This window comes from Paenibacillus sp. PastM-3 (assembly GCF_029893965.1).
GTDB lineage: Bacteria > Bacillota > Bacilli > Paenibacillales > Paenibacillaceae > Paenibacillus_AQ.
In genome coordinates, this window is the sequence record NZ_JARXXP010000017.1 from 27,600 (window position 1) to 45,395 (window position 17,796).

Here is a 17,796-nt window from a genome sequence, read left to right on the forward strand (position 1 = left end):
TTGCGGCCACCCCATAAAAAATTCAAATCACCTGCTACAGCGGATGCCCTACAGGTTAACGCGCCAGACACACACCCCATCCTGTAATGGACTCAAATGCGCTTATTTTCAGCTAAACCGTTCTTTAGTCGTTCTAACGGACACCAGCGACCTTATATGCCCGAATTCGGAGCAAAAAAGGGGACTTGAGAGAAAATAAGAGCACTGAGGTCCGTTAGTTCAGCAAAATGACCCTATTAGAGAAAATAAGGTCATTTCAGTCCGTTAGCGAACCATGTTCATGGTTCATGGTTCATGGTTCATGGTTCATGGTTCATCGTTCATCGTTCATCGTTCGTGGTTCATGATTTCACACAAAAAAAAAGCCAGCCAGAAGCTCTGGCTGAGCTGGATCATCTTATAATTCCCATTACACAGTTGCAGTCGTACGGTATAACACCCTTCTCCAGAAAAGGGCTAGGACTTCCGCATGGATCTGAGACGCCTGCGGATTTCTTTGGCCAGCTGCTCCTTCTCTGCGGCCGGAACCCCTTCGATTAGCCTCGCTGCCGCTACTGGCAGCACCCAGGCATTGATCTCGGCATAGCTGCGGCCCGACAAGCGGAGGTATTCGCGGATATAGACCTTCGTAAGCTTCTGCCTGATGAAGCCGGTGACCATCCGTGCGGTGAATGAGCTCCCCGGAGGCATCGCCCCCATGCTGAGCAGCAGCACTGATCTTGCGGCATCCGCCGCAGGATTTCCGGAAATGCCGTTCATCCAATCGATAATCCAGGCACCGTCGGCATCAATAAGCACATTATCAGGGTGGAAGTCGCCGTGACACAGCCTGCCGCCTTCAGGCAGCCGCTGCAGATGTTCCAGAACAGCCGTTTTCTCCTCCATGGTCAGCATGGGGGCGGCTATAATCTGTCTGTGCAGCTGCTCCTTGTGCTGACTGAGCTCCGGGCTGCCCTCCAGCTGATGCAGCTGATAATGCAGGGCGGCGAGCTGCTTGGCATACACGGACAAACGCCAGGGCTGTCCGCTGATCTGGCCCAGCAGGGAACGCCCGTGAATCTGCTGAAAGACAATGCCCCTGCGCCCTTCTGCCTCAATCAGCCCGACAGGCCTGGGAGTGCGGACACTGCCCTGGTTATACACATATGAGCTTACCCTGAATTCCTGCTCCACTGCCGCCGGAGAAAAATCCTCCAGATAAAGCTTAACAATCGTGTTCTCCCCGTGCTCGAATACTTCTGCAGTCCGGCCTGCTCCTACCCGCCGGTTATACTCCATAGCCGTTCCTCCCGTTTAATCCAGATTCACACTGGTGAAATGCTCTACTGCCGGGAACGGGTCGTAATATCTGTGAAGCAGGGCCTTCCATTCCTGGTACTGGGCTGATTCCCTGAATCCTACCGTATGATCCTCAAGTGCCCGCCACCTTACAAGCAGCAGATATTTATGGTCATCCTCCAGACAGTGCTGGAGCTCATGCCCCAAATAGCCATCAATGGAGGCAATCAGCGGAGAGGCCTTGGTGAAGCTGGCTTCAAACTCCGCGGTAAGCCCCGGTTTAATCTGCAGCATGGCCGCTTCCAATATCATCTGACTTCCTCCTTCTACCCCGTACTATAAACAAACCTTAGGCTTCAAGTGCATCGCGGAAAAACTCATGATAAAAATTGATAATCACCAGCAGCACCGCCAGCGATTCATTGACACTGCCCACCTCAAGCACATGATTGGCGTCATCAATCCGGTACACCCTGATATTCGGCAGTCCGCTGATTTCGGCAGGATGCTGCCCGCTGAACATCGGGTCGCTGCCGCCATAGATAACACTCCCCCGGCTTTTGCGGATCCAGGGTACCGTTTCGGCGATGGGAGTCAGGTACAGGTGAGCCGTCTTCTGCTGCACACCCAGCTCTGCCGCCAGCCGTCCGGCAATGACGGTCCCCATGCTTTTGCTGATGAACAGCAGCTGCTCGTACTCGGCAACCGCACCCAGTGCCGCTTTGCATTCCTCTACGACAATATCCAGCTCTTCCCGCTTGAATCCCGCCCGGGCGCTCTGATAGCCGTATTCCAGAATCAGCAGATCACAGCCGTGCTCAGCAGCCACCTTGCCTGCATAGTCCAGCAGGGAGCGTTCGGCTGAATAATTCTGGCCGGGAAAAACAACAGCCAGCGCCTTGGAGCCCTGGACCGCATACTTATGTCTGACCTCTCTGCCCCAATGGGAGGACATCATGATACTCGAAACACTCATAAGCTTCCTCCTTGTTAAACGTAAAACTCACTCCGCCGGCAAAGGCGTTTTCTCTGTCTCTCATTATAACGATCTTCAGCAACGCTTGGAAATAACAAAAAACCTCCCGCCGGCGATAAGCGGAAAGCCAGGCATCCGGGGCTATGATCATGGTGAAGGCTCCTCCCTGTCCCCGGCCCTGCGCGCCGTTATTTCGGCGGTAATCCACAGCAGCAGCGGAATCAACAACTGAAAGGGAAGTGCATACAATTTATAGATATGGTAGGCAAAATACTGCATCTGCGTAATATCCTTATAGATGAAATCCGCCATATAAACCATAATCAGCCCCATCTGCAGGACTACAGAGCGGTAGCTCTCCAGGTTGAAGACTCTGGTAATGCCCTGGCAGCTTACATACAGGCAAAGGCTTGTTTTTATAAACAGCGAGGCTATAAAAACGATGGCAGACGAGCCCTCGATCCGGGTCAGAAAATCTCCGACATTGATCCGGCTGACCGCCACATAGGAGGGGAAATAGAGCGATGACAGAATTTCCGGGCCAAGAACAAGCAGATTCCGCACAGAGACGCCGATTATGATCACTCCTGCAATAACTACCCCGCTGATCAGCACCCGTGCCGCCGAACCTTTTCGCGGAAGAACCGTGAAGGCTCCCAGAAAAACCACAATCTCCGCAAATGGAAACGTAAAGGAGCCCGCCACATCCGAGAATACGGGTCCCCACCCGCTGTGCAGCAGGGGCTTCAAATGCTGATAATCATACTTGGGGACAGAGAGCAGCTGGACAACAACAATTACGGTAAAAGTGAACAGCAACAGAAATTTTGAGCTTCGCCCGACCACCTCCATCCCTGCATTCACCACCCAGATACAGAGCAGGCCGATAATCAGCATCGGAGCCAGCATGGGAGTGGATGTCAAGACCACTGTCTTACTGAATTCCCCGAAATTGCGCAGAACCAGTGAGCCCAGGTGAAGGGTATACCAGATATACAAACAGGAGAACACCCGGCCTATGACTCTCCCGAAGACGGAAATGAGCATATCAAACAGATTTTTCCCCGGAAAAAGCGTATGGAGCCGCGCATAAATCAGCATCAGAGGGATCGCCAGCAGCACAGCCAGGATAATCGCAATCCAGCTGCTGTTGCCCGATTCGCCTGAAGTACCCATAAACAGCGAGCTGCCGATGATGAACATTATGATTATACTGATGGATTGTCCCCCTGGTATAATCTCCTTGCCCATGCATACCCCTCCTTTTTGCGGATCTTTAGAATAACTGTTTGATAAAATGGACAATCGGCGGTGAAGGACTGGGAATTTCCCAATGCATCGCCAGGCTGAAGGCCAGCACGAAGGAGATCAGGCACAGCACAGAGCACATGTAGAAATCCCGCTTTTTTCCCTGCTTCAGCAGACCGTAAGGGTCTATCCACACAATCAGCGCGTAAATCAGTACAATGTATACGGGCACGGTCATTAATCCCCTACCTTGATTGTTCTCGAAGATTTGGCTGTACTCTGAATGATTACCTTTGAAGTGACCTTCACATCCAGCTCCTTGAATGCCTCCGGCCACCTCTCCTCCAGCTTGTGCCAGCTTCGCGGCATAGTATCATGCACTGCCTTGCCAAAGCCGAAAATATCCGCCTGGTAATCCCGCTGCAGCTTGCGGATGACAGAGAGAATGTTACGCTGCACTTGCGCGCCTGCCCGGTTCTCAATGGCCGCAAGGCTCTCATTTCCGGTCAGATCAACTGTGCTCATCACTTCATCAAGCCCGGTATGGGTGAGCGTATGCACCTCAATCTGCAGCTTACCGTTTTCCCAAACCGGCTTTACCTTTGTCCGGTTTGATAAGATCTCAAGCGAGTAGGTAGGCCTGCCGCGCTCATTGTCTATTGTCAGCACCCCGCCCTTCACATTATTTTTGACAAAAAGAGCATATTGGGTTTCTGTTCCGTCCAGCTTGCCGACCATCCGGTCCTCAACAAACACCGCAGTCCCGCTAACACGTCCGTTCTTCTGCCCGTTCATCTCGCTGATGTTTATCAGCGGGGCGATCGCATGTTTCCCAGGAGTCTCCAGCTTGTCGATAAAGTCCCAAATTTCCACGACCGGCGCCGTGCCCGTAAACATCTCATCCTTCATCATCTGCGCCAGCTCAAAGGACATGATCGTCTTATTCTTCTGGTTCAGATTAAGCACCTCACGGGCATTTTTTTCGCCGGCTACAAAGATAAATACATCGGCCCGGGTCTCCGTATCCCTACTGTACCAGTCAATAACCTTTACCAGCCCCTCGCGGGCCAGCTCCTCGCTGATGATAATGGCCTTGGCATGGCTCCAGAACAGCTTACGGCCGGTCAGCGAAATCATACTGCGGGCAATACTGAAGATGGTATCGCCGGTCAGGCTCAGCATTTTGAATCCGGTCTGATTATCCTGCAGCCCGCCCTGCGTATCGATCATCTCTACGGTCATCTGGATGTTGTTATCCGCTTTATTCTTATCAAGGGCTACGCCGGCCACAATGGACATATCATCGATCTCCGAATAGTTCCAGCAGCCGGTCAGGCTGAAGAGCATCCCTGCGGCAAGCAGGACAGAGGCTATTCTGAAGGCTGTTCTGTTCATCTTCTTCCCCGCTTCCGCTGCGCAGACTTACGCTTCATATTGCGGGCTCCGATCACCGCCGGACGCAGGTACATATCCCACCAGGGTGCACGCACTGCGGTGTCTTTAATGTCCTGAGGCCGGATAGAGCCTACCCCGAGCATGTAGGGAACCCCGAAGGAGCGCAGGCTCATCAGATGGATAACCAGCCCGAGCAGCCCGAAGAAATAGCCGAAAAGGCCGAACAGAAAGGCGCTGAGCAGCAGGATAATCCTGACGATAATCAAAGGCCCGGTAAGCCTTGGATTAAGCAGCGTTGTGATTCCTGTCAGCCCTACAACAATAACCATCGGTGCGCTGACGATCCGCGCGTCCACCGCAGCCTGGCCCAGCACCAGTGCGCCTACGATGCTGACCGCCTGCCCGATGGAATTGGGGATTCTCGCTCCCGCCTCACGCAGAATCTCGAAGATCGTCAGCATGAGCACCGCTTCGACTACAGTGGGAAACGGCACAGACAAACGTGCGGCCGCGATGCTCAGCAGCAGCAGGGTCGGCACCATCTCCTGGCTGTACGTGACCAGTGCCAGATAAACGGCAGGAATACTGATCGACAGAAATGCACCGAGAACTCTGAGCAGCCGGTTAAACGTGGCGAAAAAATAACTGATATAGTAATCCTCGCTGGCCTGGAAGTTTTCCACGAAAACATAAGGCAGCGTCAGGGCGAACGGGCTTCCGTCGATCAGAACAGCAATGCGTCCCTCCATTATTTTGCCGACAACGGAATCCGGGCGCTCTGTGCTTCCGATCATTTCAAAGGGGGAGTACGGCTCATCGCGGATTAATTCGGCCAGGTAGCCTGTATCCAGCAGATGGTCGATCTCCACACGGGCAAGCCGGCCATGCAGCTCCTTCAGAATATCGGGCGAGGCCAGGCTTTCCATATAACAGATACAGGTCTGGGTCTTTGTCCTTGTTCCAATGTCGGTAAAAACAAATTTGAGGTCGGAGTTTTGCACCCGGCGGCGGATCAGGGTCAGATTGGTCAGGAGCGACTCATTAAAGCCGTCCCGGGGACCGCGCACCGCTTTTTCGGTCATAGGCTCTTCTATTGAACGGGTCTCCCGGCTCTGGGCGTTAATATTCAGTGAACCGGCATAACCATCCAGCAAAAAGACGGTTTTGCCGCCGACAACGGCACCGATCAGCTCATCCAGCTGCACCGAGACCGTCACATCGCTGCTATGGATCACCCGGTTGCGGATCAGCTCCATGAGACTCTCCGGGTTCACACAGTCCCTGTCCGGAAACTCGTAGGTTATGACCGGCCTCATTACCCCGTCCTGGAGCAGCTCCCGGTCGATCATTCCGTCAGCGTAGATTAATGCACAGCGGATGTGCTTGTCATGGTCGTTCTCAATCACCCGTATTCTAAGCGTGCCGTCATTACGGAAGATCCTCCGGAACAGCGCCAGCGTATCATCCATAGAATGGCTTACAGGCTGGGATGAATCAATCTTCGCGGCAGAATGCATGCTGTCCTCCGTAGTTCCCGCTTTCGTCACAGCCGTCACTCCTGTCTATTCTTTTGATGTGATTATCCCCCGCCTCCTGCAGTCCTATTCGTATATCCGTCTGTCGGGACAGCAAAAAAAGCCGCAGCTGCGGCTTTCTACTGGCTTTTATACCGGTTCAATTAACAAAGGTATTCCGCACTCTCTTAGAGCGCAAGATGTAGGCAGTCCAGATGAGGCCGTTTACCAGACCCCTGGCAATATTCGACAGCAGATTGCCGCTTGCGGCCAGCTCCGACGACTGCGGGATGCCCGCGACCAGCACAATGATGACGATCTGCAGCAGCAGGCCGATGATATAGTAAAAAATCAACCAGCGCGGAAAAACCGCCCGTTTGTTGTACAGCAGAGTGAGCAGATAAACAGAAGCTAACAGCAGAATAATATTCGCGCTCACCTCAAAAATCAGCACCAGCTTCCATGATGCATGATAATCTGCCGAAGCAGGGGAAGTCAGGGCATACCAGCCTTCGCTTCCGAGGGTGTTAGTAAAGAAATCGTAGACCAGTATAAACGATCTGATAAACGTAACATAAAGACCGATCTGGATAAGCACCAGCCAGCCGCCAAGCCCTTTCGGATGGTCCGGTGCCAGCCCCATTCCTTTTTTGCCGGGGATAAGTGTTCCCAAAACAAGCACATCCTCTGTTATAATCTGGTATATATTATCCGTTAGGCAAGTCCACTGACGTGTAAGGAGAACCTATGACACCATTTACAGCAAACGTTATTGCCGTCATCCAGGCCATCCCCGAGGGAAAGGTTATGACCTACGGAGGCGTGGCCAAGGCTGCCGGAAGCCCCAGAGCCGCCAGACAGGTCGTGCGTATTCTGCATTCCATGAGCCGGAAGTATAAGCTGCCGTGGCACAGGGTCATTAACGCCAAGGGCAGGATAGCCCTGGATGATGAATCCGGTTCGGTCCAGAGGCTGTACCTGTCGGGCGAGGGCGTAGAGTTTGAGCCGGACGGGGCCATCAATCTGGAGCTGTACCTGTACGTACCGGAAGCTGACCCGGAGGATTATTTCCTGCCTCCTCTTGAGTAGCCTCTCCCCCCGCTGCTGACCAGCCCGTTCAGCAAAAAGTACAGCGTGGCATAGATGACTAGCAGTACAACCGCAACGAACAGGCTGAAGAACAGCGATTGCCGGTTTAAGCTGTCATTAACCAGCTGAATCAGCTGGTGCCGGTCTGTCAGCACATCCCAGCTGTTCAGCCGGTAGACCCGGCCGAGAAGTACCCCGTAGCCGCCAAGCGCACAGGCGGCAAGTACAAAAATCCAGGAGAAGAACAGATTGCTTTTGCGGGAAATGACACTCTGAAACTGGTACAGCGAGAAGAAGCCTGTCAGCCAGCCGCTCCAGGTGAACAGCAGCAGGGTGACCAGATCATACCAGAACCGGCTCTGTACCTCTCCGCTGACGATATAGATGCTTTTGCGTGCGGTCAGATGCAGCAGGTCTGTCATCAGATACGGCGCGTTCGGAAAAAACAGCAGCCAGGCGATCCCCAGCGGCAGCAGCAGCATGCTGCTGAATCTCTGTTTATCCAGTACATATGCGGCGCTTGAGAACACAAAAGGGATCCAGGCCAGAAAAAGGTTCCACAGTAAAAAATCAAAGTATGTATCGGTCCGCAGCGAAACTACCCGGTACACCCCTAAAGTTGCCAGGGACAGGCCGGCTAACAGCACAAACACTTTCGTATAATTCAGTTCCTTCATCAGGGAATATTCTCCTTATCCGTAAGAATGGAACAACCATACTAAATATAACAGCCCGGGCGTTAGGATGCACCCGGGCTGTTATATTTTATTTGCTGTGACGAAAGTTTAACGGTCAGATGCCGCTGCTGAGCTTGCCGGCGATAGCAGGCTTATGACTCTTGAAGCCTATTCTGCCCGGCGCTTCCTGAACAGCGGCCAGCGCCGCACACTCCCGGAATGCGGCATGCCGGCAGCCTGCGCAGCGTTCTGTCTGAATCATGGCTAGTGCGGCATTTATCGCATCCCCGGTATGCCCGAAGAACTGCTGTACTCCGATCTTGTCGTACAGGCCGGTCCGTTTCAGCAGCTCCAGCGGCTGCGGCTCAATGCCGGAGATCAGCAGCTTCCCGCCGTCAGCCTGCAATTGCTTCACCAGCTCAGCCAGATTGGCCTCGCCGGTCGTATCCATGAACGGTACCTTGCCCATGCGCAGAATAATCAGCTTAGGCTGGCTGGGTCCCGGCTCCGGCATCGTATCGCCAAACCGGTAGGCCGCGCCGAAGAACAGCGGCCCCTCCACGTTATAGATTCCGACCTGCGGACAGTCATGGCTGTCGGTTACCATATGCGCAGCCACCTTCACCGACTCCGGATCGGGCAGTACTTTGGCGACCAGGTGGGTCTCGCCCATCCGTTTCACGAACAGGATGACGGCAAGAACCAGCCCCGCCTCCACAGCTACCGTCAGGTCGGCGAATATGGTCAGGAGAAAGGTAATGAACATGACCAGGGAATCTCCCGTCTTCAGCTTCAGCAGCTTCAGGAACTGCTTGCGCTCGCTCATATTCCAGGCGACGACCATCAGGATGGGTGCCATCGCTGCAAGCGGAATACTGGAGGCATACGGCGCAAAGAGCAGCAGGATCAGGAACACCACGATGCCGTGAATGACACCCGACAGCGGAGAAGCCGCCCCGCTGCGGATATTCGTGGCCGTTCTGGCAATCGCCCCCGTAGCCGGAATTCCGCCGAATAGCGGAGCGGTAATATTGGCAATGCCCTGGCCGACCAGCTCACGGTTGCTGTTATGCCGGCTGCCGGACATGCCGTCGGCCACTACTGCGGACAGGAGTGATTCAATCGCTCCCAGCATGGCGATAACAAACGCCGGACGGAGCAGCAGCCTGATCCGTTCCCAGGTGATTACCGGAAAGTGAAAGCTCGGCAGCGTGTTCGGAATATCACCGTAGGCAGAGCCGATGGTTGTAACCTTGCCGCTGAAGAACAGCGCCGCAATCAGTGTAGCGCACAGCAGCCCGATCAGTGAACCCGGTACCTTGGGGGCAAACCGCAGGCCGAGTATAACTACTGCAAGACAGATAACAGCAGTCAGCACACTGTACATATTGATTGTGGAAATATGCAGACCCAGTTCCTTCATATTGTCTATGAAGGCCTCATGGCGCTTAACCCCCTGCAGCCCGAGGAAGTTCCCGATCTGCCCGGTAAAAATGATAACAGCAATCCCGGCGGTAAAGCCGATGGTGACCGGCCTCGGAATAAATTTGATCAGCACTCCGAGCCTGAGCAGGCCCATCAGAACCAGAATAATCCCGGCCATCATCCCGGCAATCAGCAGGTTCTCATATCCGTACTCCATCGCAATAGCGAACAGAATCGGAATGAACGCGCCGGTTGGTCCGCCGATCTGGAATTTCGAGCCTCCGAACAGGGAAATCAGGATTCCCGCTACAATGGTTGTATAAATCCCGTACTCCGGCTTGACACCGGAAGCAATAGCAAATGCCATCCCCAGCGGGATGGCAATAACGCCGACAATCGTCCCTGAAATGATATCCCTGCGCAGCGAAGCAATGTTGTAGCCTTGAAAACGGCCCCACCCTGTCATCATCTAACCTTCTTTTCTTTGAATATCTGATTATTTGAATATATGAGCAACATTACTCCTGCCCGCCGTTCTTGTCAACGGGAAATCCGCCCCTCTGGGACGGATTTTATTCACTGCGGATGCCCTCAAGGATGGAAATCGCATTTACGAGGTGATTATCGAATATCTGCCTGGCTACTGCCAGCAGATCCTTGATCAGGGGATCGCGTAAAGAGTAGATTACGGTGGTACCCTCCTTGACGCAGGCAACCACATTTTTGGCGCGCAGGACAGCCAGCTGCTGGGAGACCGCAGAGCCTTCCGATCCGAGAATCGCCTGCAGCTCATTCACATTCTTCTCGCCATCACTCAGCAGTTCCAGGATGCGGATCCGCATCGGATGAGCCAGCGCCTTGAAAAACTCCGTCTTGAATTGCTGAATATCGCTGTTCATTGGACTTCTGCTCCTTATAGCTGTACTTCAATTCTAAGCTTATCTTAGCATTATTTATCACGGGGTGGCTATGGCCGTGCAGCATTTACAGCATTTCTATTCCTGCGGTGAGAGCAGCCTGTGCCTACAGATTTACCGGATAAATCATCAGCTCCCGGGTTCTGATCTCTACGCAGCCGCCGAGCGCCATCGGTTCCCCCAGGCATTCAAACATGATCAGCTCCTCACCCAGCCGCAGATACCCCGTTCCGTCCTCCTCAATATTCTCCAGAATACCTGTTAACAGGACCTGTTCCCCGTCCATCCGTACGGCATTGCCGCCAGCAGCAGCCGGAATAATATCCACCCAGCGCATAAGCAGTGCGGGCAGCTCAAATTCCACCTCTTGTGCTTCTCCATAGAGGATAGGGGTACTGCCGCACCAGATTCCCTTGCCTTCGCCGCAGTCTGCTGTAAAGTACACCTCGTTTTTCCGGATTCCCTGTCTCGTTACTGCTATCTTCATCTCTATAGTCCCGCCATCTCTTTAGTTTCGGTATATTAATCAAAAAGCTTCAGCCCTGCAATCCGCCGCACTGCCTCTGCCAGCCGGGCCTCATCACTGACAAGGCCGATCCGAACATAACCTTCTCCGTAAGCGCCAAAACCGATGCCCGGAGCCACGACCACATGCGCCTTGTCCAGCAGCAAATCAGCGAAGCTCTGCGAGGTGTAACCGGGCGGAACAGGAAGCCAGGCGAAGAAGGAGCCGCGCGGGGCTTCCACCTGCCAGCCGGCTTCCCGGAGCCCGCCGATCAGGATGCCCCGCCTGGCTTCGTAACGTGCCACATTCGCCCGCACACCATCCTGCGGGCCGAGCAGGGCCGCTGCCGCTGCCTCCTGTACCGCCCCGAACAAGCTGACGTACATATGATCCTGCAGCAGATTCAGACTCTCGATCACACTGGCGTTCCCGGCGGCAAAAGCTACCCGCCAGCCGGCCATATTATAGGTCTTCGACAGCGTGTAAATTTCGATGCCGGTTTCCTTGGCCCCCGGTGTCTGCAAATAGCTTACCGGCTTCAGACCCTCGTAACCGATTGCCGCATAGGCAAAATCATGCACCACACAAATATTATTCGCTGCTGCAAAGCTGACCGTTTCTCTGAAAAATGCCCCGTCAGCCACCGCTCCGGTAGGGTTGTTCGGGTAATTGAGGAACATCAGCTTTGCCCTGACTGCGGTTTCCGGGCTTATGGCGCCATAATCAGGCAGGAATCCGCGCGCCGCTGTGAGCGGCATAAGCTCCATAACCGCCCGGGCCAGCTCGATCCCCGACCAGTAGTCCGGGTATCCCGGGTCCGGAACAAGCGCGGTATCACCGGGATTCAGCAGGCATTGCACCACCTCAACCAGACCGGTCTTGCCTCCGGGCAGAATGGCGATTTCACGCTGCAGGTCCAGTTCGACCCCGTACTCTCTTTTGTAAAATGCAGCTGCCGCTTCCTTCAGATAGTCATGCCCGCGGAACGGCGGATATCTGTGGTTGGACGGATTAAGCGCCGCTCCCTGCAATGCTTCAACAATATGTGCCGGTGTCGGCATATCGGGATTGCCTTGTCCCAGATTGATAACATCATGCCCTTCCGCTGCCGCCTGTGCAGCCCTGGCAACCAGTGCAGCAAAAAACTGCTTGGGCAAAGCATTCAGCAAATGTGACGATTCAAAAGTAGCCACTGCCCGGCTCATCCTCTCCGCTGTTCCTTTTATCATGTTATATATTGCATCTATTCTAGCGGTTCGGTGGTAGCCGGGCAACTGCTATATTTCAAGGACCGTAAATTAGGGGAGGTACAGATACACAAAGCCGGCCATACCAAGCCGCATGAGGGGAAAAGAGCATATATGCCCCCGATTCCAGTCCCTTGACTGTGAGAGGCAAATTCAAGGGCATTTTTGCCTCTCATTCCGGCGTCCGGCCGACTTTCGGCCGATTCAGAGGCATTTTTGCCTCTCACGCCCTTTGGCCGTTAATAGTTCGATATTTGCGAAACCTAAAAAAGGCCATCCTCATGCAGGATGACCTTCTTTTTATACTCTTAGGCTATTTGATTAATACAGCCCCTGTTACTTGCCCACCGGCTCGCCCTGATATACCTTGACATCAAGCGGTGCAGTCAGGAATTCCCCTGCCTTGGCGGCAAAGCCGGTAAAGTGCGGGCTTGCGTTATGGCCGTCTACAGCCTCGGCATCACGCCATTCTTCAACCATAATGAATACGTTACTGCGGGAGGTGTGTCTGTAGAGCTCATAAGAAACATTGCCTTCCTCCTGGTGTGTAGCCGCAATCAATGCATCAGCTTCAGCCAGAAACTGCGCTTCGCGCTCAGGATTAACTTGAAGTGTAGCATGAATAATAATCATTGTTTATCCTCCTGAATATAAATATATATTATTATTTCCACTCGGCAATCTTGTCGATTGGCAGGCGTACAGACTGGTAGCCTTCGGCTGCAGCTTTACCGATGGAAATTAGCATAACCGGAATATAGCGTTGTTTGTCCATTCCGAACAGTTCAGCGATCTGGTCTTTTTCGAAGCCGCCGATGGCATTGGTATCGTAACCGTGGGCACGGGCAGCCAGCATCAGCTGCATCGAGACGAGACCGGCGTCAATCATTACAGTCTCCCGGTTAATATCTGCTGGGAGATTAGCAAAATGTACAGCCAGACGGGATAATTGGCCTTCCTTGACTTCCTGCGGCATAAGTCCGCGTTCTACGGCAGTACCGTAAATTTCTTCGGCATAGTCAAAGTTGTTCAAATCCCCGAATACAGCGATCATGGCAGCTGAGGTTTCCACCTGCACCTGGTTGAACTTGGCGATTGTAGCCAGCTTGGATTTAGCCTCAGGACTTTCGATGACGAGGAAACGCCAAGGCTGCATGTTAACAGAAGACGGAGCCAGCGTAGCTTCGGTAAGGATCTCAGTCATTTCCTCTTTGCTGATCTTCACACTGGGATCGTACTGGCGCACCGAGCGGCGGCCGGTAATGATAGAGTTAAAATCATTGGTTCTTGTTATTGTAGTCATGAAAATACGCTCCTTTGGTTGGTTAATGTATGGTGTAAGGCTACATTCCATTGATGTTATGCTGCAGCCGGATAAGCATATCTGCAAGCTTCTTCCGCTCGGCTTCATCAAAGTCGGCCAGCAGACCGCTGATAAAACGCTTCTTTTCTTCCTTGTAGCAATGTACCCGCTCCCGCCCCTGCGGTGTCAGCGAGACCAGAGTGACCCTGTTGTCAGCAGGATTATTGCGGCGGCTGATCATTCCGCTCTCCTCCAGCCCCTTCAGGTGCCGGGTAATGGCGGCGGGGTCAATATCAATCTCCCGCTGCAGCGAAATCTGGCTGATCTCTTCAACCTGGAACAGCTGGTGAAGCAGGCGGAGCCGCGTGGGACTGATGCCTGCGCACCGCTCAAACTTCGGGCTGACGCCCTTGTTCAGTGCCTGCAGCAGCTCAAGAATCTGATCATCCTCAGACTGATATCCCGTCAATCGCATCCTCCTCCAAACATTAAATTGCGCAAAATCTTGTTGACGAAAATCAGTTTACACCTATTTAATTGACCCGTCAACTATTGTTCTTTAATTTCCTTGATCCTCCAAACTGCAGGTTGCTTTATCAGCAGATCCATCTATAATTTCGAACTATACACTCACGTTCTGTCTGAGGAGGCTGACGCATGAAAATATCCCTGATTCAGCTTGATATAGCTTTCGGCAATCCTGCTGCAAATTATGCGGCTGCAGAGCAGCGCATCCGGGAGGCTGCCGCCGCAGGACCTGATTGTCTGATCCTGCCGGAGCTCTGGACGACCGGCTATGATCTGACCCGGCTGGAGCGCATTGCTGACCCTGACGGCCAGGAAACGAAGGCCTTGATGTCTGGCCTAGCGAAGGAGCTCGGCGTTCATATTGTCGCTGGTTCGGTAGCCAGCAGCCGTCCTGCCGGAGTTACCAACAGCATGTACATCTTTGACCGCAGCGGTGGTCTGGCCGGTGAATACAGCAAGCTGCATCTGTTCCGGCTGATGGATGAGCATCTGTATCTTCAGCCCGGTGAAGCTAAAGGGCTGTTCACGCTGGACAATGCCCGGTGTGCCGGGCTGATCTGCTACGATATCCGTTTTCCGGAGTGGGTCCGTGCCCATACCGCTGAGGGAGCTGAGCTCCTGTTCGTCAGCGCCGAATGGCCGAAACCGCGTCTGGCCCACTGGCGCGCCCTGCTGATCAGCCGGGCCATTGAGAACCAGTGCTATGTCATCGCCTGCAACCGCGCGGGCGCCGATCCGGCGAACCAGTTCGCCGGCCATTCCATGATCATTGATCCCTGGGGTGATGTGATATGTGAAGCCGGGGAAGGAGAAGAGATTGTAACGGGCGAAATCGACCTGCACAAAGTCCGTGAGGTGCGGAGGCAGATTCCGGTCTTCGCCGACCGGCGGCCGGAGCTGTACTCGTAGCTGCTGGAACTTGGGGTAACTGTCTGTGAAATAGCAACAGCCGGGACTTGGCAGTGTGGAGGATCTGGCAGACGGGGCGGACTTTGCAGGTGTGGAGAGACTTGTCGGGCGGGGCGGACTTCCCGGTGGGGCTTTACTTTGCTGGCGGGGCAGGACTTCCCGGTGGGGGCAGGACTTTGCTGGCGGGGCAGAACTTCGCGGTGGTGCGGTACATGGTGAAATTTGGCATCCTCGGCGCTTAACCACCGCTGAAATCCAGGCTATTGCTACCGCATCCACAGCTTTTAGTTGGAAATTTGCCACTTAATTCCGGAATTAATCACTGTTAACCGCTTTTAGTTGGATAATCGCCACTTATTTCGGATCTTCCATCGCTTTTGGGCCCATTCCGCTGAAATGAAGTGACGTTTTTCCAATTAGTTTCTGGGTAGCAGAGTTCATCGGTGAAATAGGTGACATTTTTCCACTTAGCTCAATTGGATGAGCTATGCCCTGCATAACCCTGCGCAGACTCCCGAGGGGGCTTCTTGTGCAGAGAAGCAGAGTCTCTTCCAGAGTCCAGACTGCCGCCTGCAACCTGCAAACAGCAGCGGCAGGCATAGCCGCAAGCCCGCATTCTCAGCAGGCATAGCGCTGCCGTAGCGTCGCTGCCGTCTCCAGTACACGCGGATCGCTGTACTGGAGATCATAGCCGGTCTCCTGCCGCAGCCTGCCGGCCGGAGTCAGCTGTACGCCCCGGCGCACCGCAGCCTGCCGGATGCCTGCGGCGTACAGGGCGGCCGCATCCGGTCCGCCCAGCTCGCCCAGCGCGGCGATCGTCTCCGGGCGGACCCGCGGATAGTCAAGCGACTCGTCCCCTCCGGACGCAGTCTCATAGAATCCGCGGATCAGCTCTCCGCGCTCCCGCCCGGAGCCGGAGACCACCACAAACGCGTGCACGAAGTACGCGCCGCTCTGCCTGCGCTGGGCGATGCCGCAGAATTTGCGGCCGCCGATGGCCAGGTCGAAATCGCCGGGGCAATACGAGCCGGCGATTTCGCCTGCCCTGATCTGTGCAGCCGCCTGCGGATGGCTGGCAGCTGCGGCTTCGGCAATGAGCGAAGCCAGCAGCCGGAAATCATCGTGAAAGTCCAGCTTGCCCGGAGCTTTCGGCAGAATGAGCGACACATTCACGATGCCTGTGTCGAGCGGCACGGCCGCCCCGCCGGAATGGCGGACAGCCGTTCGGTAGCCGGCCTGCTCCAGCCCGGCCATCGCTGCCTCCGCCTGGGGCAGCTTGCTGTCCCGCAGTCCGAGCACCACCCCGCCGGGATGGCTCCAGATATGGAGGCACGGCGGGACCAGCCCGGCTCCGACATCGCGGCACAGCGCCTCCTCGAACGCGAATGGAACCAGCATATCGCCGGCTTCCGCCGCTGTCAGTCCCTCCGCCGGATGCTCGAACAGTACCATTTCGGGAGGAAGCTCACTTGCAGAGCTCTGCTGTTGCCCCTCAAACAGTTTGCCAAGTCCTCCTGCTTCTTCATATGAACCCACTGATGATTCCCCTTTTCCTGTTTATGATTATTATTCGGCATGCCGAAAGTCAAGGCAGTCCCAGCCTGCTACTGGTTTTCCTTGAAATGAACGGGCTGCACGGAGTTTGCTCTATTGTACCCTATCGCCCCGTCTGCGCCCATAATAGAGCTGTAAAGTCATTTGAATTCCGCTCCGGCAACCGTTATCCTTATAACAAGGAAGAAGGTCCCAGCATTAGAACGAGGCTGTGCCAAAGCTCATGCAACAGCAATACACAACGTATAGGAGTGATGCCGCATGACCGTAGACCAACTGGCAAAGGACAAGCAGACGAATAAAACCCGGCAGTGGGAACAGGCGATGATCAAGCTGTATGTAAATTTCCGCGATTACAGCAAGGATTCACTCAAAGACTTCGGCGAGGAGGATATTCACCAGGCGAGAGTGAACAGCCGCAAGCTGCTGACCCTGCTGTCCATCCTTGACCCGGACCATTCCGCCGCCGGAGAGCTCTATTTCAGCTTCAAAAAAGCCCAGAAGCGGCTAGGCAAGGTCCGGGATGCCGACGTCCTGATCGAATCCTTCAAGGAACGGCGCAAGGTGGCCAAGAAGGACGGCGATGACAAGACTGCCGGACTGCTGAAGGCGGTCATCAAGCACCAGAAGGATCAGCGCAAAAAGTACCGCAAAAAGCTGGAAGCCGAGCTTCCGCAGCTGGCCGGGAAGGAACTGGACGGCTTGTGGAAAGATTTTTTGGCTGGACCGCTGGAGTCCCTGGTCTTGAAAAAGGATGCCAACGTCGTTATGCGCGAGCTTGAGGTTGCCTTCGATCAGAAGAAAAAAACCTGCAAGGCATTGTTCAAGGGACCGGATGCCGTGTCAGACGAAGCCTTTGAAGCCCTGCATGACCTGAGAATTGCCGCCAAGGAGCTGCGCTACACCGCAAATGCCGCCTCTTTTGCACTCAATCAGAAATTCCATACCCATGAGGAATACTACAAGAACATTCAGGAGCAGCTTGGCATCATTAACGATAAACGGGTCTGGCTGGATACGCTGCAGTCCATTGGACGCGACGAGCTGGGCGTAGGCAAAAAAACCTGGAGCGCCTTCACCGACAGCCTGAAGAACGAAGTGCTGGAAGCGCTATATCATAACGAGGTTGTACCGGTTGCCGGAAAGCCCCGGGCAGATTCCGGTGAAGCTTAATAATCCGTCCATTTTATAAAAGAAGCGGGAAGCGCTTGATTCACATGCCGCTTCCCGC

The 17,796-nt window shown here is 54.3% G+C and carries 20 protein-coding genes; 3 read left to right on the plus strand and 17 right to left on the minus strand.

Going from position 1 to position 17,796, the window contains the following annotated elements:
• Positions 1-456: 456 nt before the first annotated feature.
• The 8 genes from M2108_RS21190 to M2108_RS21225 form a co-directional block, all read right to left on the minus strand.
• A complete protein-coding gene (locus M2108_RS21190) occupies positions 457-1,278 on the minus strand; it encodes a phosphotransferase family protein (protein WP_277471225.1) in 822 nt (273 codons plus the stop codon).
• Between the two features lie 15 nt (positions 1,279-1,293).
• Positions 1,294-1,590: an antibiotic biosynthesis monooxygenase family protein gene (locus M2108_RS21195; RefSeq protein ID WP_277471226.1), complete on the minus strand. Its 297-nt coding sequence runs from the start codon at positions 1,588-1,590 to the stop codon at positions 1,294-1,296.
• A 37-nt stretch (positions 1,591-1,627) separates the two neighbouring features.
• Entirely contained in the window at positions 1,628-2,254 is a 627-nt protein-coding gene (locus tag M2108_RS21200; RefSeq protein ID WP_277471227.1) for a BTB/POZ domain-containing protein, read from the minus strand.
• 147 nt (positions 2,255-2,401) lie between these two features.
• Entirely contained in the window at positions 2,402-3,505 is a 1,104-nt protein-coding gene (locus M2108_RS21205; RefSeq protein ID WP_277471228.1) for a GerAB/ArcD/ProY family transporter, read from the minus strand.
• 25 nt (positions 3,506-3,530) lie between these two features.
• Positions 3,531-3,734, minus strand: coding sequence for a hypothetical protein (locus M2108_RS21210; protein ID WP_277471229.1), 204 nt, complete (start codon positions 3,732-3,734; stop codon positions 3,531-3,533).
• A 5-nt stretch (positions 3,735-3,739) separates the two neighbouring features.
• A complete protein-coding gene (locus M2108_RS21215; protein WP_277471230.1) occupies positions 3,740-4,897 on the minus strand; it encodes a Ger(x)C family spore germination protein in 1,158 nt (385 codons plus the stop codon).
• Positions 4,894-6,444, minus strand: coding sequence for a spore germination protein (locus M2108_RS21220; protein WP_277471231.1), 1,551 nt, complete (start codon positions 6,442-6,444; stop codon positions 4,894-4,896). Before M2108_RS21220 ends, M2108_RS21215 begins: the two co-directional genes overlap by 4 nt.
• A gap of 127 nt (positions 6,445-6,571) precedes the next feature.
• Entirely contained in the window at positions 6,572-7,084 is a 513-nt protein-coding gene (locus M2108_RS21225) for a DUF2569 domain-containing protein (protein WP_277471232.1), read from the minus strand.
• A gap of 74 nt (positions 7,085-7,158) precedes the next feature.
• Between M2108_RS21225 and M2108_RS21230 the strand changes: the two genes are divergently transcribed.
• Positions 7,159-7,500 (plus strand): MGMT family protein, encoded by a 342-nt coding sequence (locus M2108_RS21230; protein ID WP_068723171.1) that lies wholly within the window; start codon positions 7,159-7,161, stop codon positions 7,498-7,500.
• Here the strand turns inward: M2108_RS21230 and M2108_RS21235 are convergent.
• The 8 genes from M2108_RS21235 to M2108_RS21270 form a co-directional block, all read right to left on the minus strand.
• The gene (locus M2108_RS21235; protein ID WP_277471233.1) at positions 7,476-8,177 is read right to left on the minus strand and encodes a DUF1361 domain-containing protein; all 702 of its coding nucleotides are present in this window, start codon (positions 8,175-8,177) and stop codon (positions 7,476-7,478) included. The two genes, M2108_RS21230 and M2108_RS21235, sit on opposite strands and share 25 nt — an antisense overlap.
• Positions 8,178-8,292: 115 nt before the next feature.
• Complete coding sequence (locus tag M2108_RS21240; RefSeq protein WP_277471324.1) at positions 8,293-10,068, minus strand: SulP family inorganic anion transporter; 1,776 nt, start codon at positions 10,066-10,068, stop codon at positions 8,293-8,295.
• Between the two features lie 106 nt (positions 10,069-10,174).
• Entirely contained in the window at positions 10,175-10,501 is a 327-nt protein-coding gene (locus M2108_RS21245) for an ArsR/SmtB family transcription factor (protein WP_277471234.1), read from the minus strand.
• Between the two features lie 124 nt (positions 10,502-10,625).
• Positions 10,626-11,006: a hypothetical protein gene (locus M2108_RS21250; RefSeq protein WP_277471235.1), complete on the minus strand. Its 381-nt coding sequence runs from the start codon at positions 11,004-11,006 to the stop codon at positions 10,626-10,628.
• Between the two features lie 35 nt (positions 11,007-11,041).
• Complete coding sequence (locus M2108_RS21255) at positions 11,042-12,217, minus strand: pyridoxal phosphate-dependent aminotransferase (RefSeq protein WP_277506323.1); 1,176 nt, start codon at positions 12,215-12,217, stop codon at positions 11,042-11,044.
• 390 nt (positions 12,218-12,607) lie between these two features.
• Positions 12,608-12,904, minus strand: coding sequence for a putative quinol monooxygenase (locus tag M2108_RS21260; RefSeq protein ID WP_277471237.1), 297 nt, complete (start codon positions 12,902-12,904; stop codon positions 12,608-12,610).
• A gap of 31 nt (positions 12,905-12,935) precedes the next feature.
• A complete protein-coding gene (locus M2108_RS21265) occupies positions 12,936-13,574 on the minus strand; it encodes a nitroreductase family protein (protein WP_277471238.1) in 639 nt (212 codons plus the stop codon).
• A 40-nt stretch (positions 13,575-13,614) separates the two neighbouring features.
• Complete coding sequence (locus M2108_RS21270) at positions 13,615-14,049, minus strand: MarR family winged helix-turn-helix transcriptional regulator (RefSeq protein ID WP_481856932.1); 435 nt, start codon at positions 14,047-14,049, stop codon at positions 13,615-13,617.
• Between the two features lie 182 nt (positions 14,050-14,231).
• Here M2108_RS21270 and M2108_RS21275 point away from each other — a divergent pair, with 182 nt between their 5' ends.
• Positions 14,232-15,011: a carbon-nitrogen family hydrolase gene (locus M2108_RS21275; protein WP_277471240.1), complete on the plus strand. Its 780-nt coding sequence runs from the start codon at positions 14,232-14,234 to the stop codon at positions 15,009-15,011.
• A gap of 618 nt (positions 15,012-15,629) precedes the next feature.
• Here the strand turns inward: M2108_RS21275 and M2108_RS21280 are convergent.
• Positions 15,630-16,547, minus strand: a complete 918-nt coding sequence (locus tag M2108_RS21280; protein ID WP_277471241.1) for a lipoate--protein ligase family protein — start codon at positions 16,545-16,547, stop codon at positions 15,630-15,632.
• A gap of 279 nt (positions 16,548-16,826) precedes the next feature.
• Here M2108_RS21280 and M2108_RS21285 point away from each other — a divergent pair, with 279 nt between their 5' ends.
• A complete protein-coding gene (locus M2108_RS21285) occupies positions 16,827-17,738 on the plus strand; it encodes a CHAD domain-containing protein (protein WP_277471242.1) in 912 nt (303 codons plus the stop codon).
• The last annotated feature ends 58 nt before the right edge of the window (positions 17,739-17,796 follow it).